The sequence below is a fragment of the Cryobacterium sp. M91 genome, from assembly GCF_002929615.1.
Classification (GTDB): Bacteria; Actinomycetota; Actinomycetes; order Actinomycetales; family Microbacteriaceae; genus Cryobacterium; species Cryobacterium levicorallinum.
In genome coordinates, this window is sequence record NZ_PJJT01000082.1 from 12,474 (window position 1) to 33,774 (window position 21,301).

General features: G+C 65.1%; 24 protein-coding genes. 14 read left to right on the plus strand and 10 right to left on the minus strand.

Going from position 1 to position 21,301, the window contains the following annotated elements; all coding sequences use genetic code 11:
- Nucleotides 1–241 precede the first annotated feature (241 nt).
- The 5 genes from CXY80_RS08205 to CXY80_RS08225 all read right to left on the minus strand — a co-directional run bounded on the left by CXY80_RS08205 (nt 242) and on the right by CXY80_RS08225 (nt 3,445).
- Nucleotides 242–568, minus strand: coding sequence for a hypothetical protein (locus CXY80_RS08205; RefSeq protein WP_092453178.1), 327 nt, complete (start codon nt 566–568; stop codon nt 242–244).
- A complete protein-coding gene (locus CXY80_RS08210; protein WP_092453175.1) occupies nt 561–815 on the minus strand; it encodes an AbrB/MazE/SpoVT family DNA-binding domain-containing protein in 255 nt (84 codons plus the stop codon). The genes CXY80_RS08205 and CXY80_RS08210 overlap by 8 nt, the downstream gene beginning before the upstream one ends.
- A gap of 224 nt (nt 816–1,039) precedes the next feature.
- Nucleotides 1,040–1,771: a response regulator transcription factor gene (locus tag CXY80_RS08215; RefSeq protein WP_104132208.1), complete on the minus strand. Its 732-nt coding sequence runs from the start codon at nt 1,769–1,771 to the stop codon at nt 1,040–1,042.
- Nucleotides 1,764–3,056, minus strand: coding sequence for a cell wall metabolism sensor histidine kinase WalK (locus CXY80_RS08220; RefSeq protein WP_104132209.1), 1,293 nt, complete (start codon nt 3,054–3,056; stop codon nt 1,764–1,766). The genes CXY80_RS08215 and CXY80_RS08220 overlap by 8 nt, the downstream gene beginning before the upstream one ends.
- Before the next feature lie 95 nt (nt 3,057–3,151).
- Nucleotides 3,152–3,445 (minus strand): LPXTG cell wall anchor domain-containing protein, encoded by a 294-nt coding sequence (locus CXY80_RS08225; protein ID WP_104132210.1) that lies wholly within the window; start codon nt 3,443–3,445, stop codon nt 3,152–3,154.
- A 176-nt stretch (nt 3,446–3,621) separates the two neighbouring features.
- Here CXY80_RS08225 and aroQ point away from each other — a divergent pair, with 176 nt between their 5' ends.
- Nucleotides 3,622–4,080 (plus strand): type II 3-dehydroquinate dehydratase, encoded by a 459-nt coding sequence (gene aroQ / locus CXY80_RS08230; protein WP_104132211.1) that lies wholly within the window; start codon nt 3,622–3,624, stop codon nt 4,078–4,080.
- 193 nt (nt 4,081–4,273) lie between these two features.
- Nucleotides 4,274–5,776: an amidohydrolase gene (locus CXY80_RS08235; RefSeq protein WP_104132212.1), complete on the plus strand. Its 1,503-nt coding sequence runs from the start codon at nt 4,274–4,276 to the stop codon at nt 5,774–5,776.
- Between the two features lie 115 nt (nt 5,777–5,891).
- Here the strand turns inward: CXY80_RS08235 and pstB are convergent, their stop codons facing one another.
- From pstB to pstS, 4 genes are all read right to left on the minus strand, one after another.
- On the minus strand, nt 5,892–6,671 hold the full coding sequence (gene pstB, locus CXY80_RS08240; RefSeq protein WP_092449481.1) for a phosphate ABC transporter ATP-binding protein PstB: 780 nt from the start codon (nt 6,669–6,671) through the stop codon (nt 5,892–5,894).
- Between the two features lie 20 nt (nt 6,672–6,691).
- Nucleotides 6,692–7,780: a phosphate ABC transporter permease PstA gene (gene pstA, locus CXY80_RS08245; RefSeq protein ID WP_092449483.1), complete on the minus strand. Its 1,089-nt coding sequence runs from the start codon at nt 7,778–7,780 to the stop codon at nt 6,692–6,694.
- Nucleotides 7,780–8,721: a phosphate ABC transporter permease subunit PstC gene (gene pstC, locus CXY80_RS08250; protein ID WP_092449485.1), complete on the minus strand. Its 942-nt coding sequence runs from the start codon at nt 8,719–8,721 to the stop codon at nt 7,780–7,782. The genes pstA and pstC overlap by 1 nt, the downstream gene beginning before the upstream one ends.
- Nucleotides 8,722–8,876: 155 nt before the next feature.
- Nucleotides 8,877–9,971 (minus strand): phosphate ABC transporter substrate-binding protein PstS, encoded by a 1,095-nt coding sequence (gene pstS / locus CXY80_RS08255; protein ID WP_104132213.1) that lies wholly within the window; start codon nt 9,969–9,971, stop codon nt 8,877–8,879.
- Nucleotides 9,972–10,345: 374 nt separating this feature from the next.
- Between pstS and infA the strand changes: the two genes are divergently transcribed.
- The 8 genes from infA to CXY80_RS08295 all read left to right on the plus strand — a co-directional run bounded on the left by infA (nt 10,346) and on the right by CXY80_RS08295 (nt 15,683).
- A complete protein-coding gene (infA, locus tag CXY80_RS08260) occupies nt 10,346–10,567 on the plus strand; it encodes a translation initiation factor IF-1 (protein WP_035834638.1) in 222 nt (73 codons plus the stop codon).
- A gap of 67 nt (nt 10,568–10,634) precedes the next feature.
- Nucleotides 10,635–10,748 carry a 50S ribosomal protein L36 gene (rpmJ, locus tag CXY80_RS08265; protein ID WP_035834639.1) on the plus strand — a complete coding sequence of 38 codons (114 nt, stop codon included), beginning with the start codon at nt 10,635–10,637 and terminating at the stop codon, nt 10,746–10,748.
- A 126-nt stretch (nt 10,749–10,874) separates the two neighbouring features.
- Nucleotides 10,875–11,249, plus strand: a complete 375-nt coding sequence (gene rpsM, locus CXY80_RS08270) for a 30S ribosomal protein S13 (protein ID WP_092449488.1) — start codon at nt 10,875–10,877, stop codon at nt 11,247–11,249.
- Between the two features lie 45 nt (nt 11,250–11,294).
- Nucleotides 11,295–11,693 carry a 30S ribosomal protein S11 gene (gene rpsK, locus CXY80_RS08275; RefSeq protein ID WP_035834641.1) on the plus strand — a complete coding sequence of 133 codons (399 nt, stop codon included), beginning with the start codon at nt 11,295–11,297 and terminating at the stop codon, nt 11,691–11,693.
- 134 nt (nt 11,694–11,827) lie between these two features.
- On the plus strand, nt 11,828–12,817 hold the full coding sequence (locus CXY80_RS08280; protein ID WP_092339419.1) for a DNA-directed RNA polymerase subunit alpha: 990 nt from the start codon (nt 11,828–11,830) through the stop codon (nt 12,815–12,817).
- A 48-nt stretch (nt 12,818–12,865) separates the two neighbouring features.
- The gene (gene rplQ, locus CXY80_RS08285) at nt 12,866–13,423 is read left to right on the plus strand and encodes a 50S ribosomal protein L17 (RefSeq protein WP_092449490.1); all 558 of its coding nucleotides are present in this window, start codon (nt 12,866–12,868) and stop codon (nt 13,421–13,423) included.
- A 136-nt stretch (nt 13,424–13,559) separates the two neighbouring features.
- Nucleotides 13,560–14,603, plus strand: coding sequence for a GNAT family N-acetyltransferase (locus CXY80_RS08290; RefSeq protein WP_104132214.1), 1,044 nt, complete (start codon nt 13,560–13,562; stop codon nt 14,601–14,603).
- A 36-nt stretch (nt 14,604–14,639) separates the two neighbouring features.
- Complete coding sequence (locus CXY80_RS08295) at nt 14,640–15,683, plus strand: GNAT family N-acetyltransferase (protein ID WP_104132215.1); 1,044 nt, start codon at nt 14,640–14,642, stop codon at nt 15,681–15,683.
- A gap of 4 nt (nt 15,684–15,687) precedes the next feature.
- Here the strand turns inward: CXY80_RS08295 and CXY80_RS08300 are convergent, their stop codons facing one another.
- Nucleotides 15,688–17,655: an acyltransferase family protein gene (locus tag CXY80_RS08300; protein WP_104132216.1), complete on the minus strand. Its 1,968-nt coding sequence runs from the start codon at nt 17,653–17,655 to the stop codon at nt 15,688–15,690.
- 93 nt (nt 17,656–17,748) lie between these two features.
- Between CXY80_RS08300 and truA the strand changes: the two genes are divergently transcribed.
- From truA to glmM, 4 genes are all read left to right on the plus strand, one after another.
- On the plus strand, nt 17,749–18,687 hold the full coding sequence (gene truA, locus CXY80_RS08305) for a tRNA pseudouridine(38-40) synthase TruA (RefSeq protein ID WP_233195155.1): 939 nt from the start codon (nt 17,749–17,751) through the stop codon (nt 18,685–18,687).
- 144 nt (nt 18,688–18,831) lie between these two features.
- Nucleotides 18,832–19,278 (plus strand): 50S ribosomal protein L13, encoded by a 447-nt coding sequence (rplM, locus tag CXY80_RS08310; protein WP_092449498.1) that lies wholly within the window; start codon nt 18,832–18,834, stop codon nt 19,276–19,278.
- Nucleotides 19,279–19,328: 50 nt separating this feature from the next.
- Complete coding sequence (gene rpsI, locus CXY80_RS08315) at nt 19,329–19,814, plus strand: 30S ribosomal protein S9 (RefSeq protein ID WP_092107287.1); 486 nt, start codon at nt 19,329–19,331, stop codon at nt 19,812–19,814.
- A 19-nt stretch (nt 19,815–19,833) separates the two neighbouring features.
- Nucleotides 19,834–21,195, plus strand: coding sequence for a phosphoglucosamine mutase (gene glmM, locus CXY80_RS08320; RefSeq protein WP_104132218.1), 1,362 nt, complete (start codon nt 19,834–19,836; stop codon nt 21,193–21,195).
- Nucleotides 21,196–21,301: the final 106 nt, after the last annotated feature.

Below are 21,301 nucleotides of genomic sequence, written 5' to 3' on the forward strand. Positions count from 1 at the left end.
CGGCCGCAACTGACACCGCCGCACGCCGGCGGCGCATAGTGAGGTGGCCCTCCCGCATCCGCTCTCAAGAAGAAGGATGGTGCAGCGCGGTCTGCCGCGCCAGCCGGCGATTTACGGGACTGTTTTGACAACTGAGTGTCAAGACCCGCTCTTGGTATCAGTGAACCGTGCACGCGCTGCCGCAGCGCAGTTGGGTAGGTCAGCAGCGTCAACGGCCACCATGCATCCGCGCTCCCACGGGCTAGTCCATATCCAAAACCTTGTGCGTCCCGATAAGTAGGAACGCCAGGGTGGTGCCGTCGAAGCTCCAGGCTAGTCGGCCATCCGGCGCGAACGTGGCTTCGAATCGTTTCGGGCTGATCGACTTGAAGCGCTGAATGACCTTGATACGCCGTCTGGTCGCGATACTTCGAGACTCACTCTCGCTACCTTTTCCGGCTGCTTGCAACTGCAGCAGGTGAAGGATGTCCCTCTGCGCCTCCAGAGCCTGTTTTCGCAGGTCATCGGATTTCAGTTTTCGGAATTGCCGCTGATAGATGGTGGAGAGGGCTATCTGAATTTCAGCCATTCAGTGCGCGCTCTGCCTCGTCGAGCGACGTGAACGTCGTGAATGGCCCCTTGGCCGCGGCGTCGATCTCGGCGAGTGTCTCGTCGGTCAGCCAATCCTCCTGGGCGACGGGAGCCATCCGCTTGATGACGATCGTGTCGCCGACGATCAGGACGTCGAGCGGATCCCCGACACTGAGCCCGAGCTCGCGGGTCAGTTTGGCGGGTACGGTGATCTGGTTATGCGTACGGAGTGTGAGTATGGCCATGTCAACCTCGAAATTCTTGTTTTCTTAAATTCTAATATATCTGGCCATCGTGAGTCCGTCTAGCTCACGCCGGAACCGGGTCGGGTACTGCCGGGGCCGGCGACTTGGCTCAGCACGCGACGGCGAGACGTCTCGAGGGCATCGCCGCTCGGCATCCGTTTCAAGCGGGTGCAAGTACTTTCACCCTCTTGTTTACTTATCGACGGATGCGATCTCAAGAAGGCCTAGGAGGCCGCCGCCAGGCGGTAACCGACGCCGCGCACGGTTTCGATTCGCTCGGCCCCGGAGCTCGTGCGCCCGATCTTTCTGCGCACATTGGCCACGTGTACCTCGAGGGAGCGCCGGTCGGAATCCGTCACGAGACCGCTCGTGACGTAGCTCTCCCCGCGCAACTCCAGAATGAGCTCGGCCTTGCTGTGCACCCAGTTGCTGGGCTGGATCAGGCTCGCAAGCAGGTCGAATTCGCTGCGCGTCAGCAGAACGGATGCCCGTTCCACCTCAACGAGGCGCCGCTCGGGGTTGAGGCGCAGGCCATCGTGCTGCAGCCATCCGCTTTCCAATAGGTCGGGCTCAGCCGCGGCCGGCGCTCGGCGCAGCACGGCGTCGATGCGGGCGCGCAGCTCTCCGGTGCGAAACGGCTTGGCCACGAAATCGTCGGCTCCGGCGCTCAGGCCGCGCACGACGTCGATCTCGTCGAAGCGGGCGGAGATCATGATGATGCTCCGGTCGGTGAGCAGGCGAATGCGCTTGAGGGTTTCGAAACCGTCCATGCCGGGCATGTTGACGTCGAGGGTCGTCAGCGTCGGATTCAGGTCTCGCACGAGCTGCACACCCGCGGCGCCGGTGCGGGCGATCTTCACGACGAATCCGGCCTCGCCGAGGATGGCCTCGAGTACCTCGCCAATGTCGGCGTCATCTTCGATCACCACGGCCACGCGTTCAGCGGTCTCAGCCATGGCGCCCTCCCTGCAGTGCAGAAACGCTGAGCGGCGGCGGCGCCACGGTCACCCCCGCGAGCGGCAGCGTGAGCTCAAACCGACTGCCCGCAGCCGACGAGTGGGCCAGGCGCAGATCGCCGCCGTGCCGCTGGGCGATGTCGCGACTGATGCCGAGGCCCAGCCCGGTACCGGGCTGGGTCGACAGCCGCGCCGACTCGGTGCGAAAGTACGGCTCGAAAACCCGCGCGCGATCGGCCGCAGCGATTCCGCATCCGCTGTCGGTGATCGCAAACGTCACCGTGTCACCGTCGCGGGTCTCGCTCACGGTCACCGTGCCGCCGACGCGGTTGTATTTGACGGCGTTGGTGAGCAGATTGTCGAGCACCTGACGAATGCGACTCGGGTCGACCTCGGCCCAGGCCGGGGCGGCCGCGGTGACGTCGATGGTGATTTGGCGCGCATCGGCGGCAGCACGGCTCGCCGCATGGGAATGGTCGATGAGTACCCGAATGTCGGTCGCCGCCCGGTGCAGCTCCAGCTGCGAGGTGCCGGTGCTGCGCGCCAGCAGCAGATCGGCGAGGATCATCTCCATTTGTTCGGCGTTCCGCACGATCACCCCGGCCCGCCGCTCGACGGTCTGCGCGTGCTCGCTGGCGCGCTGCACCAGCTCGGCATTGCCCAGAATGGAGGTGAGCGGAGTACGCAGCTCGTGGGTGACCGCCTCGATCAGGTCGTCGCGGGCCCGCACCGCCTGCTCGGTGAGGGCGGTCTGCGCGGCCAGTTCACGACGTTTACGACGGATGCGGGTGCCCGACACCCCCGCTGCCGCCGACATGATGACCATGGTCAGCGGGAAAGCGACGAGACGGGTGAACTCCTTGGAGTCGAAGTCGGCGTAGCCCGCGAAAAAGCTGCTCGGGCTCGTCGCTGCCACGAGGGCGAGGCAGATCACGAAGCCCCAGGGGCCGAAGGAGTAGGCAATCCAGATGATCGGCAGCATGAGCAGCAGCGCCCCACCCGACAGCATGGGATCGTCAGCTAGTGCGGTCAAGCGGATGCCCACAATATCCACCAGGGGCACCAGTAGAGAGAACCGCTGGAACAGCACTGTGCGGTTCCCGAGCACGGTCGCGAGCGTCGTGAGAGCGATGAGGCCCGCCCCGGTACCGTACAACATCGGGTCCAGGCTGTTCGGACGGCTGAGCAGTAGGGCCGTGCCCACGACGAGCAGCGCCCCAAACACCACAATCTGAAATTCCAGCAGGGATCGGGCGTAGCCCTCGTGGTGCCTCGCCATGCCCATTTACCCCCTGGTTGTAGCCTAACGACCGGCGGCGCCAGTGGGAGCCCCTGAACGGGGCGCAGGGCGCGCGGTCCGCGCGGCGTCGTTCAACCGGGTCACGCGGTGGCGCGCTGTCGCCTGCTCGTGGTCACCAATGCGAGGCCGAGGAGGAGCGCGGCACCACCACCCGCGAGCAGCAACACGGGAGCGTCGTAACCGGTGGAGGCGAGCCCGCTGTAGCCGACATACACCTCATCCGTCGGGACCAGGGTGCCGGTCACGGCCAGGGGTGACCTGCCTTCGGGAACGTAGGTGGCAGCGGATGCTGCGGCCGGCACGGTAAAGATGGTGAGCGCGGTCAGCGCGGTCAGCGCGGTCAGCGCGGTGAGGGCGAAGAGCTTCTTGAGCATGAGCGAATTCCTGTCAGAACGGTCGTTTTGGCACCAGTGGAGGCGTCGGGTGGGCCTTGAAGGCCTCACCGTACCGACCTTCACCGTAGATATCTACGGGTAGCTGATGATTTCTCACCTATTTGTGCTGACTGTTATGCTCTCCTGGCGCGTTGCGCGACGTGGAACAATTGCGTATGACCAACGAGACTTCGCCCCTGCCGCTCTTCCTCGTGCTGAATGGCCCGAATCTCAATCTTCTCGGCACTCGCGAGCCCGAGCGGTACGGATCCGAAACCTTGCTCGACCTCGAGACGCGCGTCACCGCCGCGGCCGCCCGGCTGAACGTGCGGGTTGAGTTTTTTCAGAGCAACCATGAGGGCGCGCTCATTGACGCCATCCACGGCGCCCGCGGTGGGGCCACCGGAATCATCCTCAACGCAGGGGCCTACGCCCACACCTCGATCGCCATTCGCGATGCGATCGTCGGCGTCGCCATCCCCACCGTCGAGGTGCACGTCACCAACGTGCACGCGCGCGAGGAGTTTCGTCACACCTCTTATATCGCCGAGAAAGCGGATGCCGTCATCGCCGGCGCCGGCCTGCTTGGCTACGTCTTCGCACTGGAGCTCCTGGTCGCCAAGTACGGGCGTTGACCCGCTGCGTCAGAGCTAACCGGGGTGCACTGACTTTCGGTGCTGCAATCTTGCTGATGTGGCGGTTGCTTTGGCACGCCCGCCTTGCGCAACTTGTCGCTCGTTGGCCGTCATTGCGAAGCGATACCAGCCGCCGCCGATTGCACACTGCCCGCCGGTAGGGTGGCAGGACGCCCCGACCGAAAGCCGAACCATGCCCGATCTCGTTTTGCGCTCCGTCAGGCAGCCCGGCGACACCACATTCTCGGATGTGCACATAACCGGCGGCATCATCACGCAGATCGTGCCCGCCGGCACAGACTCAACCCGCCCGGCCCCCGCCGTTGCAGGCCCGACCGGCAGGCCCGCCGCCGTGGATCTCGAGGGCCGCACCGTCATCCCCGGCCTCTGGGACGAACACGTGCACCTCACCCAGTGGGCGCTCACCGGCGCCCGATTCGACCTCTCGGCGGCAGCATCGGCTCGCGAAGCCCTCGAGCTCGTGCGCGCGCAGACCATTGCTGCGGCGCGGCCGACCCCGCTGATCGGCGTCAGATTTCGCGATGCGATCTGGGCCGACGCACCCACGCTACGCGGTCTCGATGAGGTGACGCGGGGGCATCCGACCGCTTTGATCAGCCACGATCTGCACTGTGTCTGGCTCAACAGCGCGGCCGCCGAGCGTTTCGGCGTGCGGGTCGACGAGTCCGGACTGCTGCGCGAGCAGGCCGCGTTCGCCCTCACGATTGCGCTCGGGCAGCTGCCCGATGCCGAGGTTGACGCCCTGGCCACCCAGGCCGGAGCCCGGGCTGCCGCCCGCGGCGTTGTCGGCATCGTCGACTTCGAAATGACCTGGAACCCGGGCGTCTGGCAACGCCGCATCACCGACGGATTCGACTCCCTGCGCATCGACGCCGGCATCTACCTGGCCGACCTCGACCGCGCCATTGCCGAACGGATGCACACCGGCGACCGCATTGCAGGCACCCGCGGCCTGCTCAGCGTGGGGCCGCTTAAGATGCTCATCGACGGTTCGCTGGGAACCCGCACGGCGTTCTGCGTCGACGAGTATCCGGTCGGCGGGCACGGCGTACTCACCGTGAGTGAAGACGACCTGGTCGAGATTCTCGTGAACGCCACCGCGGCCGGGCTGCTGCCCGCGGTGCACGCGATCGGCGATGCGGCGAACACGATCGCGCTGAACGCCTTCGAACGCGCAGCGGCCACCGGACGCATCGAGCACGCCCAGTTTCTGCAGGCCGACGACTTTGCCCGCTTCGCCCGCCTCGGCGTCATCGCGAGCGTGCAGCCGGAGCACGCGCTCGACGACCGCGACACCGTGGAACTGAACTGGGCCGCCGGAGCCGACCGCGTTTTCGCCCTGCGCTCGCTGCTCGACGCCGGGGCGACACTCGCATTCGGATCCGACGCCCCCGTCGCACCCCTCGACCCGTTCACCACCATGAGCGCCGCGTCGTCGCGGGCCCGCAGCGACGGCCGCGAACCCTGGCGCCCCGACCAGGTCGTGACTCGCACCCAGGCACTGGCCGCCTCAGCCCGCGGACGCACCCGCCTGCGCGTCGGCGACGTCGCCGACATCGCCATCCTCGACGGTGACCCGCTGACCGTCTCCGACGCAGTCTTCGAACGGATGCCCGTCGCCGCGACGCTCCTGGCCGGTCGCGTCACCCACGGTGGAGCCCTCTTCGCGGGCTAGCTGTCCCTGGACGGGTCTCAGTGGACAACTTCGGTGGGTGAAGGTCGGTCGTCACCCACCAAAGTTGTCTACTGAGTCGATGCCCTGAAACTCACGACTCCGACCAGCGGGCGACCTACCCGAACCGACCTGACACGTAGTCCTCGGTCGCCTGCACGCTGGGGTTCGAGAACATCGTGGTCGTATCGTCGTACTCGATCAGCTTGCCGGGCTTGCCGGTGCCCGCAATGTTGAAGAACGCGGTGCGGTCAGACACCCGCGAGGCCTGCTGCATATTGTGCGTCACGATCACGATCGTGTACTCGCTCTTCATCTCCTCGATGAGGTCTTCAATGGCGAGCGTCGAGATCGGGTCGAGCGCGGAGCACGGCTCGTCCATCAGAATCACATCGGGCTCTACCGCAATGGCGCGCGCGATGCAGAGGCGCTGCTGCTGCCCGCCGGAGAGGCCCGATCCGGGACGCGCGAGGCGATCCTTGACCTCGTTCCACAGGTTGGCGCCGCGGAGGGCTTTTTCGGTGAGGTCGTCGGCATCCGTTTTGCTCATGCGACGGTTGTTGAGCTTGACGCCGGCCAGCACGTTGTCCTGAATCGACATGGTCGGAAACGGGTTCGGCCGCTGAAAGACCATGCCGACCTGGCGGCGCACGAGCACCGGGTCAACCCCGGGTCCATAGAGGTTGTTGCCGTCGATGAGCACTTCACCCTCGACGCGCGCGCCGGGGATGACCTCGTGCATGCGGTTCAGCGTGCGAATGAACGTCGATTTTCCGCATCCGCTCGGCCCGATGAACGCGGTCACCGTGCGGGGTTCGATCACGATCGACACGCCTTCGACGGCGAGAAAGTTGCTGTAGTAGACGTTGAGGTCGTTGACTTCGATGCGCTTGGACATGAGTCCCTTTCTAAGAAGTGTTAGCGGCCCAGCTTGGGCGAGAACCAGTGGGCGATGAGGCGGGCGAGTCCGTTGAGCAGCATCACGATGAGAATCAGGGTGAGCGCCCCGGCCCAGGCCCGGTCGATATATGCCTGCGAATCCGCTCCCTGGTTGGCGTATTGCGTGTACACGAACACCGGCAGCGTCATCATCCGCTCACCGAACAGGTCATAGTTCATGCTCGAGGTGAATCCGGCGATGATCAGCAGCGGAGCGGTCTCACCGATGACCCGGGCGATCGACAGCATCACACCGGTGACGATTCCGGCAATGGATGTCGGCAGCACGACCTTGAGAATGGTCAGCCATTTCGGCACCCCGAGGGCAAAAGCGGCCTCGCGCAGTTCGTTCGGCACGAGCTTGAGCATCTCTTCACTCGAGCGCACCACGACCGGAATCATCAGCACCGACAGCGCGATCGCCCCGCCGAATCCAAAGCGGATGCCCGGGTCGTCAAACAACAGCGCGAACAGCGCGAAGGCGAACAGCCCGGCAACGATCGAGGGGATCCCGGTCATCACGTCGACGAAGAAGGTGATGGCCTTGGCGAGCTTGCCACGGCCGTACTCGACCAGGTAGATCGAGGCCAGCAGCCCGATCGGCACCGAGATGAGCGTGGCCATTCCGGTCACCATGAGCGTGCCGATGACCGCGTGCAGCACGCCGCCGCCGGCACCGACCACGTTGCGCTGCGAGGAGGTGAAGAACGTCGGCGTCAGAAACGCGGGCAGCCCGTTGACCACGGTCGTATAGATGATCGACACGAGGGGCAGCAGCGCGATGACGAAGGCCGCTGTCACGAGCGCCGTCATCAAACGGTCCTTGGCCTTACGCGAACCCTCGACTAGGCGGGAGAGCACGTAGATGGCCACGCAGTACAGCACCGTGCCGAACACGACCGTGCCGACGACGTTGAAGCCGTCGACGCTGCCCGACAGAAACAGCATGGCGAAAAACGCGGCTGAAACGGCCCAGCTGGCCAGCAGTACCCAGAGCGAGGAACGGCGGGGCAGCTTGCCCGCGGTAAGCGAGTTGGTCAGCGGCGAAGCTTCCAAAACGGATGTCATCAGTTGGCTCCCGAAAATGCCTTACGGCTGTTGATAATGACGCGGGCCAGCATGTTCACGAGCAGGGTGACCACGAACAGCATGAGGCCGGTTGCCAGCAGAATATTCACGCCGACGCCGTGCGCCTCCGGAAAGTTCAGCGCGATATTCGAGGCGATCGTGTTCGAATTCTGTGAGGTCAGCAGCTGAAAGATGACCTCGGAACTGGGGGAGAGCACCATGGCCACGGCCATGGTCTCACCGAGGGCCCGGCCGAGGCCGAGCATCGAGGCCGAGATAATGCCGGGCAGTCCGAACGGCAGCACCGCCATGCGGATCATTTCCCAGCGCGTTGCACCGAGGGCCAGAGCGGCTTCCTCGTGCAGCAGCGGCGTCTGCAGAAAGATCTCGCGGCAGATGGCGGTGATGATCGGCAGAATCATGACGGCGAGCACGATGGCCACCGTGAAGATGGTGCGACCGGTGCCCGAGACGGGGCCCTGGAACGGGGTGAACCACCCGAACCACTCGACCAAGGTGGTGTAGAACGGCTGCACCATCGGGGCGAGCACGCCGATGCCCCAGAGCCCGAAGACCACCGAGGGAACGGCAGCGAGCAGGTCGACCAGGTAGCCGAGGCCCTGCGCGAGCTTACGAGGGGCGAAGTGCGAGATGAACAACGCAATGCCGATAGCGACGGGCACTGCCATGAGCAGGGCCAAAATAGCCGAGTAGATGGTGCCGAAGACCAACGGGCCCACGTACGACCAGAAGTTGGTCACGTCACCGCTGAAATCATCGGGTGCGGCGACAAACGCCGGCAGGCTCTCCACGAGGAGGAAGACTGCCACGGCAGCGAGCATGGCAAGAATCAGGCTGCCGGCAATGACGGTGGCAGAGGAGAAGATGCGGTCACCCGGTCGTTGCCTGGCCTTGATGGTCGTGGCGGCAGCTGTGGTCATGCCGGGGTCTCCCTAGAAAACAAAAACTGGTGAAATCCTGATGCCGGGTATCGGTGTTGGGGTGCGAACGTCAATAAAAAGACGTGCACACCCCAGTCTGCCCGATCAGCTCCCGCACATGTGCGAAAAGCTGACCGGGCAGGTGTGTCCAGGTGTTACTTGACGGTCGCGAGAACAGCGGCGACGTTGGCTTCGAGCTCGGAAGTCATCGGTGCAACGCCGGCGTTTTCTGCGGCAACGGCCTGCCCTTCGGCGCTGGAGATGAACTCGATGTAAGCCTTGACGAGCTCGCCCTGGGCGGCATCGGCGTACTCGTTGCAGACGATCGCGTAGCTCACCAGAACCAGCGGGTATTCCGCCGGGTTGGTGGTCTTGCGGTTCAGGTCAAGCGCGAGGTCGTCGGCTGCGCGGTCGGCCACGAGGGGTGATCCGGCAACAACCTCGGCCGCGGCCTCGGGGGTGTAAGCAACGAAGTCGGTGCCGACCATGAGCTTGGCGGTGCTGAGGTCTCCGGCCTGCGAAGCGTCGGCGTAGCCGATCATGTTCGTGCCGTTGGTGACAGCGTCAACAACGCCCGAGGTGCCCTTGGCGCCTTCACCGTCGAACGGGAAGGTGTCGGAGGCCTCTTCGGTCCACACGCTTGGTGCGGTCTGGCCGAGGTAATCGCTGAAGTTCTTCGTGGTGCCCGAGTCGTCCGAGCGGTGCACGGCGTTGATCGTTGCGGCCGGGAGGGTCGCGTCGGGGTTCAGCGCGACGATTGCGGCGTCATCCCAGCTGGTGATCGCGCCGGAGAAGATCTTGGCGAGCGTGTCAGCGTCGATGTTGAGTTCGTCAACACCCTCGACGTTGAAGATCACGGCGATGGGGGAGATGTAGACCGGCAGGTCGACAGCCTTGGTGTCGGGAGCGCAGGAAGCGAAGGTTCCCGCGAGCTCGTCGTCGCCCAGGTAGGAGTCGCTGCCGGCGAAGTCGGTGCCGCCGGCGATGAAGGCTTCGCGGCCGCCGCCGGAGCCGGAGGGCTCGTAGTTGATGGTGACGCCGTTGTTGGCGATCTGGAAGGCAGCGATCCAGGCCTGCTGGGCGGCGTCCATTGCGGAGGAACCGGCGCCGTTCAGGGTGCCGGTGAGCGTGCTCGCAGATGCCTCGTCGCCGGTGGTGGCAACATCGCCTTCATTTGCTGCACAGGAGGAGAGTGCGAGGCCTGCGGCAATGGCGATGACCGCGGGGCGGCCGAAACGCTTGAAGTTCACGTGAATCCCTTTCAAGAAGAACAAGACATGATTGCTGGTGCATGGGCCGGTGCTGACCCGTAGACGACGCTAAGTAAATGAAGTAACCGCCGACCGACGCCAAGGTAAACGGAAGGTTAACGGGCGATAACGTTTCCGGCGTGGGCGGGCCGTGATGCGGGGCATCCGTTCTATGAAGCGGTCGCCAGGCAGATGGCCGAGGCGGAGTCGGTGAGCATTTGGGATGCACTGCGCCGGGGCCGATTATAGGACTGAATTGCCAAAAGGCAATCTCATACCATAAGCTTGATCCTTGGTGTCTGGTGTCGTCTTTTGTGGCGTGTCTGGCACCAATCCCGCGTGACCAGCATTCAATACAGAGCGACAGTGAGGGTATGGCCAAAAAAGACGGTGTCATCGAAATCGAGGGCGCGGTAGTCGAAGCTCTGCCCAACGCGATGTTTCGCGTTGAGCTGTCAAACGGCCATCGAGTTCTTGCCCACATCTCGGGCAAGATGCGTCAGCACTACATCCGTATCCTCCCAGAGGACCGCGTGATCGTTGAGTTGAGCCCGTACGACTTGACCCGCGGCCGGATTGTCTACCGCTACAAGTAACGACTGCTGTAAGTAACGGCCGACGGCATCCCGTTGGTACGAAGACAGCGAAAAACAAGGAATCACCATGAAGGTCAAGCCCAGCGTCAAAAAGATCTGTGACAAGTGCAAGGTCATCCGCCGCAACGGCAACGTGATGGTCATCTGCGAGAACCCGCGTCACAAGCAGCGCCAGGGATAATCTCTCTCTTCGAGATTCACCTGCATAAGTAAATAGCAGTTCCGGGAGCCCTTCGGGGTGACACCATCGGTTGGAGGCCGGTGTACAGGAACTGTTACAGACCTCCATCACTAAACAGGAGACACAATGGCACGTCTAGCCGGCGTCGACATCCCGCGCGATAAGCGCGTGGAAGTTGCATTGACATACATTTACGGTGTTGGCCGTACGAGGGCCCTCAAGACCCTCGCCGACACTGGAATCGACGGAAACATCCGCGTCAAGGATTTGAGCGACGACCAGCTCGTCCTTCTCCGCGACTACGTCGAGGGAACCTTCAAGGTTGAGGGTGACCTCCGCCGCGAGGTTGCCGCTGACATCCGCCGCAAGGTTGAAATTGGCAGCTACGAGGGCATCCGCCACCGCAAGGGCCTGCCCGTTCGCGGTCAGCGCACCAAGACCAACGCTCGCACCCGCAAGGGCCCGAAGCGCACCGTAGCCGGCAAGAAGAAGGCGCGCTAGGCCTCGGCCTAGCCCGCTAACGCCTTTAGGATTCAGGAGAAATTCATGGCACAACCCAAGTCGGCCGTACGGAAGCCGCGTAAGAAAGAAAAGAAGAACATTGCTGTGGGCCAGGCTCACATCAAGAGCACCTTCAACAACACGATCGTGTCGATCACCGACACGACCGGTGCCGTCATCAGCTGGGCCTCTTCGGGCCAGGTTGGTTTCAAGGGTTCGCGCAAGTCGACCCCCTTCGCAGCACAGCTGGCCGCCGAATCGGCCGCCCGCCAGGCGCAGGAACACGGCATGAAGAAGGTTGACGTCTTCGTCAAGGGACCCGGCTCAGGCCGCGAGACCGCGATCCGTTCGCTGCAGGCCGCTGGCCTCGAGGTCGGATCGATCAACGACGTGACGCCCCAGGCTCACAACGGATGCCGTCCGCCCAAGCGCCGCCGCGTCTAAAGCACTCGCTGTCATCTCGACGGGCTCGGCACTTGAATGGCGCCGAGCCCCGTCGGGACTCTTTTCTTTCAACTTTTCACACTCTCGTCATTGCAAGTGTCATATAGCGGACACTTAGCCGAAAGGAATCAACAGTGCTTATTGCACAGCGTCCAACGCTCACCGAAGAGAACATCTCGGAGTTCCGTTCACGGTTCATCATTGAGCCGCTCGAACCTGGCTTCGGCTACACCCTCGGCAACTCGCTTCGCCGTACTCTGCTCTCCTCGATTCCCGGCGCTGCTGTAACCAGCATCCGTATCGATGGCGTGCTGCACGAGTTCAGCACCGTCCCCGGTGTGAAGGAAGATGTCACCGAGATCATCCTGAACATCAAGGGCCTCGTCGTCTCGAGCGAGCACGACGAGCCCATCACCGCGTACCTGCGCAAGCAGGGTGCCGGCCAGGTTACCGCCGCTGACATTTCGGCTCCGGCCGGCGTCGAGGTGCACAACCCGGAACTGGTCATCGCAACCCTCAACGACAAGGCGAAGTTCGAACTCGAACTGACCATTGAGCGTGGCCGTGGTTACGTGTCCAGCACCCAGAACCGCAACGAGTTCTCCGAAGCCGGCCAGATTCCGGTCGACTCGATCTACTCGCCCGTGCTCAAGGTGACTTATCGGGTCGAGGCAACTCGTGCCGGAGAGCGCACTGACTTCGATCGCCTCGTCGTTGACGTGGAGACCAAGTCGGCCATCTCGCCGCGCGACGCCATCGCCTCCTCTGGTCGCACCCTGACCGAGCTGTTCGGCCTGGCCCGCGAGCTCAACACCGCAGCCGAGGGCATCGAGATCGGCCCAGCGCCGGTTGACGCTGTGCTCTCGACCGAGCTTTCGATTCCGATCGAAGACCTCGACCTGTCGGTGCGCTCGTACAACTGCCTCAAGCGCGAAGGCATCAACAACGTCAGCGAACTGGTCGCCCTGTCGGAGACCCAGCTGATGAACATCCGCAACTTCGGGCAGAAGTCGGTTGACGAAGTGAAGGACAAGCTCGTTGAGCTCGGCCTGTCACTGAAGGATTCGGTTCCCGGATTCGACGGCGCGCACTTCTACAGCGGCTACGAAGAAGAGACCAACTAAGGCTCGGCTTCCCGCTGCCTTTCGATTTTTTGATACTGGAGATTACCAATGCCTAAGCCCACAAAGGGCCCCCGTCTCGGTGGCGGCCCGGCGCATGAGCGCCTCATGCTTGCGAACCTGGCCGCGGCCCTGTTCACCCACAAGTCGATCAAGACGACCGAGACCCGTGCCAAGCGCCTGCGTCCGCTCGCCGAGCGCATGGTGCAGTTCGCCAAGCGCGGCGACCTGCACGCCCGTCGTCGCGTTCTCGCGACGATCACCGACAAGTCCGTCGTGCACGAGCTGTTCACGGTCATCGCCCCGCAGGTCAACGAGCGTCAGGGCGGCTACACCCGCATCACGAAGCTTGGTTTCCGCAAGGGTGACAACGCGTCCATGGTGCAGATGGAGCTCGTTCTCGAGCCCCTGACCCCCAAGGTCAAGCGTTCCAAGACCGCGACCGTTGCCGCGACCCCCGTCGGGTCCGAGAACGTCGTTGTCGAAGACGTAGTTACTGAAGACGTAGTTACTGAAGACGTAGTCGTCGAAGACGCTGCCGTCGAAGAGACCGTCGTAGCCGAAGATGCAGCCGTCGAAGACGCTGCGCCCGAGGCCGACAAGAAGTAGCACCACCACCGAAGGGGGGCCCACGAAAGTGGGCCCCCCTTTTGCGCCCACCAGGTCGTCGAGAGCGCAAAAAGTGCCCGATTGGACGCCTCAATCGGGCACTTTTTGCGCTCTCGACGAAAGATAGGGTGGGGGGATGGTTGATTACGAGACATCGTTGACGGAACGCGTTGGGGATGCCCCGGCGCCGGTGGTTCCGTCGCACCCGGACGTCGCTGGGTGGCGAGCGGCTACCGAGAGCGACATCGACGGCATCTGGCAGCTGCGCCAGGCCATGGGCGAGGTCGATCACCCCAACTACCTCACGGCCCGCGGCGCGATCGCCGCCGACTTCGGCTACTCGCACTTTCACCCTGAGCTCGATTCGCTGGTGGGTCTCAACCAGACCGGCCGCATTGTCGCTGTCGGCATGGTCATGTTCCCGCCACGCCAGGTGACCCTCGCACGCTCGCTGCCGATCGGCGGGGTACACCCGCTGCTACGCGGACGCGGCATCGGACGCCAGCTGCTGGACTGGCAGCTCGCGCGAGCGAAGCAGCAGCTCGCCTCGTCGGCCAGCACTGTGCCCGGCTGGATCCTGACCTATGCCGACGAACGTTCCCCGCAGAACGCCGCCCTGTTCGAGCACGCTGGCCTCAGCCTGGCGCGCTATTTTCTCACCCTGGAACGACCGCTGGATGCCCCGGCGCGGGCAATCGACCCGGCCGACGGCATCCGTATCGCCGCGTTCACCACCGAGGCCTCGGCCGAGGTGCACGCCGCCCGCGACGACGCATTCATGGACCACTGGGGCAGCCAGCCGATGAGCGATGAGAACTGGAATGCCTTCGTCGGCGGCAAATGGTTTCGCCCCGACCTGTCGTTCGTGGCCTACGGCACAGACCGCGCCAACATCGAGCAGGTTGTCGGCTTCGTGCTCTCGACCGCGAACGAGAACGTCTGGGCCACCCAGGGGTTCACCGGCAGCTATATCGACCTGGTCGGCGTCTTGAGCGGATGGCGCGGCCGCCACATCGCGCAATCCCTCCTGGCTGCCCAGCTGGCCGCGGGGCAGGCGCTCGGCCACGAGCGGGTGACCCTCGCGGTCGACTCCGCGAGTCCCACCGGCGCTCTTGGCCTGTACACCGGAATGGGCTTCGTGCCTACCCACAAGAAGATGGCGTACTCGCTCGAGTTCTGAGTCTGGCCCCGTTCAGGGCGGCGGATAGGGTGAAGCATGACCGATCACACGACTCCACTCTCTACGCGCGTGACCGCTCCCGCGCAGCTCCCCGTTCCCGAGCACGCCGAGGTCGCGCTGTGGCGCCCGGCGACTCCCGCCGATATCGACGCCATCTGGGAGCTGGAGAAGGCGATCGGCCGCGCCGACCACCCCAACTATGTGCTGGAGCGCGATCAGATCGCCGAGATCTTCGACTTCTCGTTCGTCGACCCGGCGACCGACACGCTCGTCGCTCTCGACGCCGACGGTCACGTCGTCGCCGACGGCCTGGTCGTGCTGCAGCCCGGGCAAGAAAGCCTAGTGAAGTCCAACCTGAGCGGTGGGGTGCTGCCCGAGATGCGCGACCGGGGCATCGGGCGCGAGCTGCTGGGCTGGCAGGTCGCCCGGGCCCACCAGCAACTCGCGACCTCCGACAAGCTGCTGCCCGGCTGGATCTCCACCTTCTGCGACGAGCGCGCCCCGCAGAACGGGCGCCTCTACGAACGGTTCGGTTTGGCCTGCACTCGCTACTTTCTCACCCTCGACCGCATGCTCGCCGACCCGATCCGCGAGGTCACGGTGGGCGCGGGCATCCGCTTGGCCGGGTACACACCCGAGCTGTCAGCCGCCGTACACGCCGCGCGCAATGCCGCCTTCATGGACCACTGGTCTAGCCAGCCCATTCCCGACGAGAGTTGGAACGCGTACGTCGCCGGGCCGTCGTTCCAGAACGACCTCTCCTTCGTCGCCTTCGCAACCGAACCCGATGGCACCGAGCACGTCGTCGGTTTCGTCATGACGAGCGTCAACGAAGAAGACTGGGCAGCGGCCGGCTACCGCAGCAGCTACATCGGCCTGGTCGGTGTGCTGAGCGGATGGCGCGGCCGCCACATCGCGCAGGCCCTGTTGGCCGCGCAGCTGGCCGCCAGCCGCACCGCCGGGCACGAGCGGGCCACCCTCGACGTGGACTCGGCGAGTCCGACCGGCGCGCTCGACCTGTACACGGGCATGGGCTTCTTCGCCACCCAGCGTGAGCTGGCCTACGTGCTCGAGTTCTGAAGCGTCAGCGGTACGGCGGCGCGGTGGGCGCGTCGGCGTCACGCAGCAGCCAGCTCATGTCGGCCAGCGGCGGCAGCGCAGCCAGACGTTCCAGCGCCGCCAGCACCTGGTCGGCGTAGAGCTGCCCGCCGCTCGGGCCCGGATGCACCTGGTCGCCGGCGAGCAGGTCGAGGCGCCCGGCGATCGTGTCGTGCCAGTTGGCGAGCTCGACCCGGCGATTGCCCGCTGCGAACTCGGCCAGGGTCGCATTGACCCCGTCGGTCCAATCGCGGTCGGCATAAGCGTTCACGAGCACGAGCTGCCGGTCCGGGCCGAGAATGCGCAGAATGGACACGAGCTCGCTCGCCGTGATCGGGCCGTTGGTGCCGAGACCGATCACGACCACCGGATGCAACTGGCCGGCAGCCTTGAGCGCCAGCAATATGTCGTCTGCGGAATACATCCCGCGTGACACCGAAGCATCGATCGTGATGCCCGTGAGGGTCTCCTGCAATTCCGGCGCAGAGGCGAGCATGACCGAGTCACCGACGGCGGTGATCAGTCCCTCGGCTGGGACCGGGGTCACCGTGGCCTGGCGGGCCGCCTCGGCGGCCGCAGCCTGCGCGGCGGCGCGCGCCGCAGCATCCACTGCCCGTTGGCCGCGTTCGATGCGCAACTGCGCCGAGGTCTGGGCGGGGGCGGTCAGGACGGCGGCCGTGGTGCCGCCGACCAGCAGAAGCGAGAGGGCTGCGGCGGCCGCGACCAGGCGGCGTCGCTGCACGGGGCCGGTCATGACCGTGCCAATCAAACGGATGCTGCCGCGCAGGCCGATCCGCCGGATCGGCTGCTCCAACCAGCGGTACGACAGGCCCGCGCAGGCCAGCGTGATCGCCGTGGCGAGCAGCCCGATCGGCAGCAGGCCGCCGGTCGGCCAGAGCAGCTGCACCAAGACGAGCAGCGGCCAGTGCCACAGGTAGATTCCGTAGGATCGTTCGCCGACGTAGCGCAGCGGCGCCCGGTCGAGCAGCTGGCCGAAGCGGCCGCCACGCACACCGGCCCAGATGGCGACGGCTGTGGCCAGGCTCACCGCGACCAGGCCGCCGCGGTAGGTTGCGCTGCCGTCCTCAGGCAGCCAGATGGCGAACGCGATGATCGCCCCGACCGCGGCCGCGCCGAGCCAGGGCCGCAGCCGGGGCAGCTCGTTGCGGTGCCCGCTCGGACGGCGCAGCAGCAGCGCGAGGGCCGCCCCGGCAAACAGCCCGAAACTGTGCGTGTCCGAGCCGTAGTAGACCCGGGTCGGGTCGGCGCCGGGCTGATACAGCACACCCATCCAGATCGCGGAAGCGACGAATAGTGCGGTGACGATGGCCAGCCGCAGACGCGGGCGGCGAAGGAGCAGTACGGCCAGCAGCATGAGCGGCCAGACCAGGTAGAACTGTTCCTCGACGGCGAGCGACCAGAGGTTGCGCAGCAGCTCGGGCTCGTTCACGCTGAAGTAGCTGTTGTCCGTCGCGATCGACACCCAGTTGTAGCCGAAGGTCGTGGCCCCCAGCAGCTGAGCGCCGAGGCCGACGAGAACATCGCCGCCGATCAAAAATGCCACGGTGCAGCTGATCAGAATCACCGGAACCAGCGGCGGCACCAGGCGCCGGGCCCGCCGCTGCCAAAACCGGCGCAGCGAGATACGCCCGGTGCGGGTGTGCTCGGAGACGAGCAGACCCGTGATTAGAAAACCGCTGATCACGAAGAAAACGTCGACGCCGATGAAGCCTCCGGGCAGCAGCACCGGAAAGAAATGGTAGACCACGACGGCGATCACGGCGAGGGCGCGCAGGCCGTCGAGACCGGCTAGACGGCCACGGCGCACGAGCGGCGCTGCGGCCGCCCGAGCCGGACTGTTTTGCGGCCCGATCACGGGTTCTTCGAACACGGCGGCGCCGGTCGACGACGGAGTCCTCCCGGCAATGGGAGACGGTGCGACAGGGCGGGTCATGGGTAAGACGAGCATTCGGATGCCACGCACACGGGGGTCATGCGCTGGGCCGGATTCAACGATAACCCGCACGCGCCGCCTAGGCTTACCCTCGTGAATCTTTTCGTACCCCGCGCCGGCCATGCCGCGCCAGGGTCCACGCGCATCAGACTTGACCTTGCCTACGACGGCACGGATTTCACCGGCTGGGCCCGCCAGCCGGGCTTTCGCACCGTTCAGGCCGACATCGAAAACGGGCTCGCCGGCATCCTGCAGAGCTTCCCCCCGCACCCCACGCTGATCGTCGCCGGTCGAACGGATGCCGGGGTGCACGCCCGCGGGCAGGTCGCCCACTTCGACCTCACCGCCGAGCAGGCACACTCCCTCGTGCGCATTCAGCGCGGCACCGGAAACCGCCCGCCGGTCGACCTCGGCACTGCCGTGCTGCGCCGCCTCGGCGGCATCCTGGTGACCAAGCCGGACATTGTGCTGCGCCGTGCCACGGTCGTGCCCGGCGGTTTCGACGCCCGATTCTCGGCCATGTGGCGCCGCTACGAGTACCGTCTCGCCGACCCCCTCGCGCTGCACGACCCGCAGCAGCGACTGCGCACCACGTGGCATCCGTTTAAACTCGATCTCGCCGCAATGGACGCGGCGGCGGCGACCCTGGTCGGCCTGCACGACTTCGCCGCCTATTGCAAGCCGCGTCCCGGTGCCACGACCATCCGCACGGTGCAGGACTTTCGCTGGCGGCGCGACGACGACGGCCTCATCATCGCCACCATTAAAGCGGATGCCTTCTGCCACAGCATGGTGCGCGCCATGGTCGGCGCCTGCGTCGCCGTGGGGGAGGGGCGGCTCGACGGCAGCACCCTCGCGCACCTGCACTTCGACAAACACCGCATCAGCGAGTTCAAGGTGATGCAGGCGCACGGTCTGACCTTGATCGACGTCGGCTACCCGGAAGACGCCGAACTGGCGCTGCGCGCCGTCGCCACCCGCAACCGGCGTTCGCTGCCCGGCCCCGTCGAAGTTGCGTCCGCAGCACTCTGAGACTACTGTTGACCCTTGGTGTCTGTGCGTTGCAGCGCGGCGCCCGAACGTGAGCCCTCCATCGACAGTGTTCTGCTTGACAGAACACGCCCGGAGCGGGATTCACGAACACCTCCGTTCGAAAAAGAAGAAAGCAGCACACTAGTGACGCGCACTTATAGCCCCAAGGCAAGCGAACTCCAGCACGACTGGGTAGTCATCGATGCCACCGATATCGTCCTCGGACGTCTGGCCAGCCACGCGGCAATCCTGCTGCGCGGCAAGCACAAGGCCACCTTCTCCCCGCACATGGACGGTGGCGACTTCGTCATCATCATCAACGCCGAGAAGGTTGCCCTCACCGGCAAGAAGCTCGACCTGAAGATCGCTTACCGCCACTCGGGTTACCCGGGCGGCCTCACGGCGACGAACTACTCCGAGATGCTCGAGAAGCACCCGACCCGTGCGGTTGAAAAAGCGATTCGCGGCATGCTGCCGAAGAACTCGCTCGGTCGCACCCAGCTCACCCACCTGAAGGTTTACGCCGGCTCCGAGCACCCGCACTCCGCTCAGCAGCCCACGCCGTACACCCTCAGCCAGGTCGCGCAGTAGCGCCGGCAACCAGACTTCTCGACTCTTAGATAAAAAGGATTCCCATCATCGTGGCGAAGATCGCAGACCAGATTGACCAGGCTCCGGAGAGCTACTCCACCGAGACTCCGGCCGAAACCGTAACCAAGGCGCCCCGCGCCGTCCTCAACGTTCCCGGCGCAGCCGTCGGCCGTCGCAAGCAGGCCATCGCCCGCGTGCGCATCGTCCCCGGCTCCGGCACGATCGTTGTCAACGGCCGCGAGTTCGCTGACTACTTCCCGAACAAGCTGCACCAGCAGCTGATCAACGACCCGTTCAAGGTTCTTGACTTGCTCGGCTCGTACGACGTCATCGCGCGCATCACCGGTGGTGGCCCGTCCGGCCAGGCTGGCGCGCTTCGCCTCGGCATTGCCCGCTGCCTCAACCTGATCGACGAAGAGAACAACCGCGCCATCCTCAAGAAGAACGGCTTCCTCAGCCGCGACGCTCGAGTCAAGGAGCGTAAGAAGGCCGGACTCAAGAAGGCCCGCAAGGCACCTCAGTTCAGCAAGCGCTAATCCGATTGCCGACGACGATATGACTCGTCTGTTCGGCACGGACGGCGTTCGGGGCCTGGCCAACCGTGATCTCACGGCTGGCCTGGCCCTGAGCCTTGCCCAGGCCAGCGCCGCAGTGCTGACCAAGGGTCGTCGTGCTCAAGCACGCCTCGAACAGGGCCGCCGCCCCGTTGCTGTGGTCGCCCGCGACCCGCGAATTTCCGGCGAATTCTTGACGGCTGCCGTTTCGGCCGGCCTGGCCTCCAGCGGTGTCGACGTGCTCGATGCCGGAGTCATCCCGACGCCCGCCGCCGCATTCTTGATCAACGACATCGGTGCCGACTTCGGTGTGATGATTTCTGCCTCACACAACGCGGCGCCCGACAACGGCATCAAGATCTTCGCCTTTGGCGGAACCAAACTTCCCGACGACGTCGAGGACCGCATCGAGTCCTACATTGGACGCGACACCCTGATGCCGATCGCCGGCGACGTTGGACGCATCCGTCGTTTCGCCGACGCCGAAGACCGCTACGTCGTGCACCTGCTCGGCACCCTGCCGCACCGCCTCGACGGCATTCATGTCGTGCTCGACTGCGCCCACGGTGCTGCCGCTGGCGTTTCGCCGCAGGTGTTCACGGATGCCGGCGCTCGCCTCACAGTGATCGGCGCCGACCCCGACGGGCTCAACATCAACGATGGCGTGGGGTCGACCCACCTCGACAACCTGGCGCGCGCCGTGCTCGAGCACGGTGCCGACATCGGAATCGCCCACGACGGCGACGCCGACCGCTGCCTCGCAGTGGACCGCGACGGCAACATTGTCGACGGCGACCAGATCATGGCGATCCTCGCCGTGTCGATGGCCGAGCGCGGTGTGCTCAAGGACCGCACGCTCGTGGCCACGGTCATGAGCAACCTCGGTCTGCGCAAGGCGATGGCGGCCAACGACATCGCGATGGTGCAGACCAAGGTCGGTGACCGGTATGTGCTCGAAGAGCTAAACGCCCACGGGTATTCGCTCGGCGGTGAGCAGAGCGGCCACGTGATCATGACCGAGTTCGCCACGACCGGCGATGGTATTCTCACCGGGCTGCACCTCGTGGCGGAAATGGCGCGCACCGGTAAAACGCTCGCCGAACTCGCATCCGTTATGACGGTCTACCCGCAGATTCTGGTCAACGTGCGTGGAGTGAACCTCAAGGGGCTCGCTGCCGATCAGGTTATTTCTGACGCTGTCGTGGCCGCGGAGACCGAACTCGGCGACACCGGTCGTGTGCTGCTGCGCCCGTCCGGCACCGAACCGATGGTGCGGGTCATGGTGGAGGCCGCCGACCAGCCGACCGCCGACCGCCTGGCGCACTCCCTCGCCGACGTAGTGCGGTCCCGTCTGGCCCTCTAGCCCTACCGACCGGGCCCGGTCGCATTGTCATGAGTCGAGACGGCCGGGGAACGGACCGGGCGCGCCTGCGTACGCTTCACCCGTCGGGCCCAGGTTCGGGAACTGG

Coding starts and splice junctions, on each gene's coding strand:
- rpsM (WP_092449488.1), top strand. CDS start 10,875: ATGGCACGTCTAGCCGGCGTCGACATCCCGCGCGATAAGCGCGTGGAA.
- rplQ (WP_092449490.1), top strand. CDS start 12,866: ATGCCTAAGCCCACAAAGGGCCCCCGTCTCGGTGGCGGCCCGGCGCAT.
- CXY80_RS08300 (WP_104132216.1), bottom strand. CDS start 17,655: ATGACCCGCCCTGTCGCACCGTCTCCCATTGCCGGGAGGACTCCGTCG.
- aroQ (WP_104132211.1), top strand. CDS start 3,622: ATGACCAACGAGACTTCGCCCCTGCCGCTCTTCCTCGTGCTGAATGGC.
- rpsK (WP_035834641.1), top strand. CDS start 11,295: ATGGCACAACCCAAGTCGGCCGTACGGAAGCCGCGTAAGAAAGAAAAG.
- CXY80_RS08290 (WP_104132214.1), top strand. CDS start 13,560: ATGGTTGATTACGAGACATCGTTGACGGAACGCGTTGGGGATGCCCCG.
- pstB (WP_092449481.1), bottom strand. CDS start 6,671: ATGTCCAAGCGCATCGAAGTCAACGACCTCAACGTCTACTACAGCAAC.
- CXY80_RS08235 (WP_104132212.1), top strand. CDS start 4,274: ATGCCCGATCTCGTTTTGCGCTCCGTCAGGCAGCCCGGCGACACCACA.
- CXY80_RS08225 (WP_104132210.1), bottom strand. CDS start 3,445: ATGCTCAAGAAGCTCTTCGCCCTCACCGCGCTGACCGCGCTGACCGCG.
- pstA (WP_092449483.1), bottom strand. CDS start 7,780: ATGACATCCGTTTTGGAAGCTTCGCCGCTGACCAACTCGCTTACCGCG.
- CXY80_RS08295 (WP_104132215.1), top strand. CDS start 14,640: ATGACCGATCACACGACTCCACTCTCTACGCGCGTGACCGCTCCCGCG.
- CXY80_RS08215 (WP_104132208.1), bottom strand. CDS start 1,771: ATGGCTGAGACCGCTGAACGCGTGGCCGTGGTGATCGAAGATGACGCC.
- rpmJ (WP_035834639.1), top strand. CDS start 10,635: ATGAAGGTCAAGCCCAGCGTCAAAAAGATCTGTGACAAGTGCAAGGTC.
- CXY80_RS08205 (WP_092453178.1), bottom strand. CDS start 568: ATGGCTGAAATTCAGATAGCCCTCTCCACCATCTATCAGCGGCAATTC.
- glmM (WP_104132218.1), top strand. CDS start 19,834: ATGACTCGTCTGTTCGGCACGGACGGCGTTCGGGGCCTGGCCAACCGT.
- pstC (WP_092449485.1), bottom strand. CDS start 8,721: ATGACCACAGCTGCCGCCACGACCATCAAGGCCAGGCAACGACCGGGT.
- CXY80_RS08220 (WP_104132209.1), bottom strand. CDS start 3,056: ATGGGCATGGCGAGGCACCACGAGGGCTACGCCCGATCCCTGCTGGAA.
- infA (WP_035834638.1), top strand. CDS start 10,346: ATGGCCAAAAAAGACGGTGTCATCGAAATCGAGGGCGCGGTAGTCGAA.
- CXY80_RS08210 (WP_092453175.1), bottom strand. CDS start 815: ATGGCCATACTCACACTCCGTACGCATAACCAGATCACCGTACCCGCC.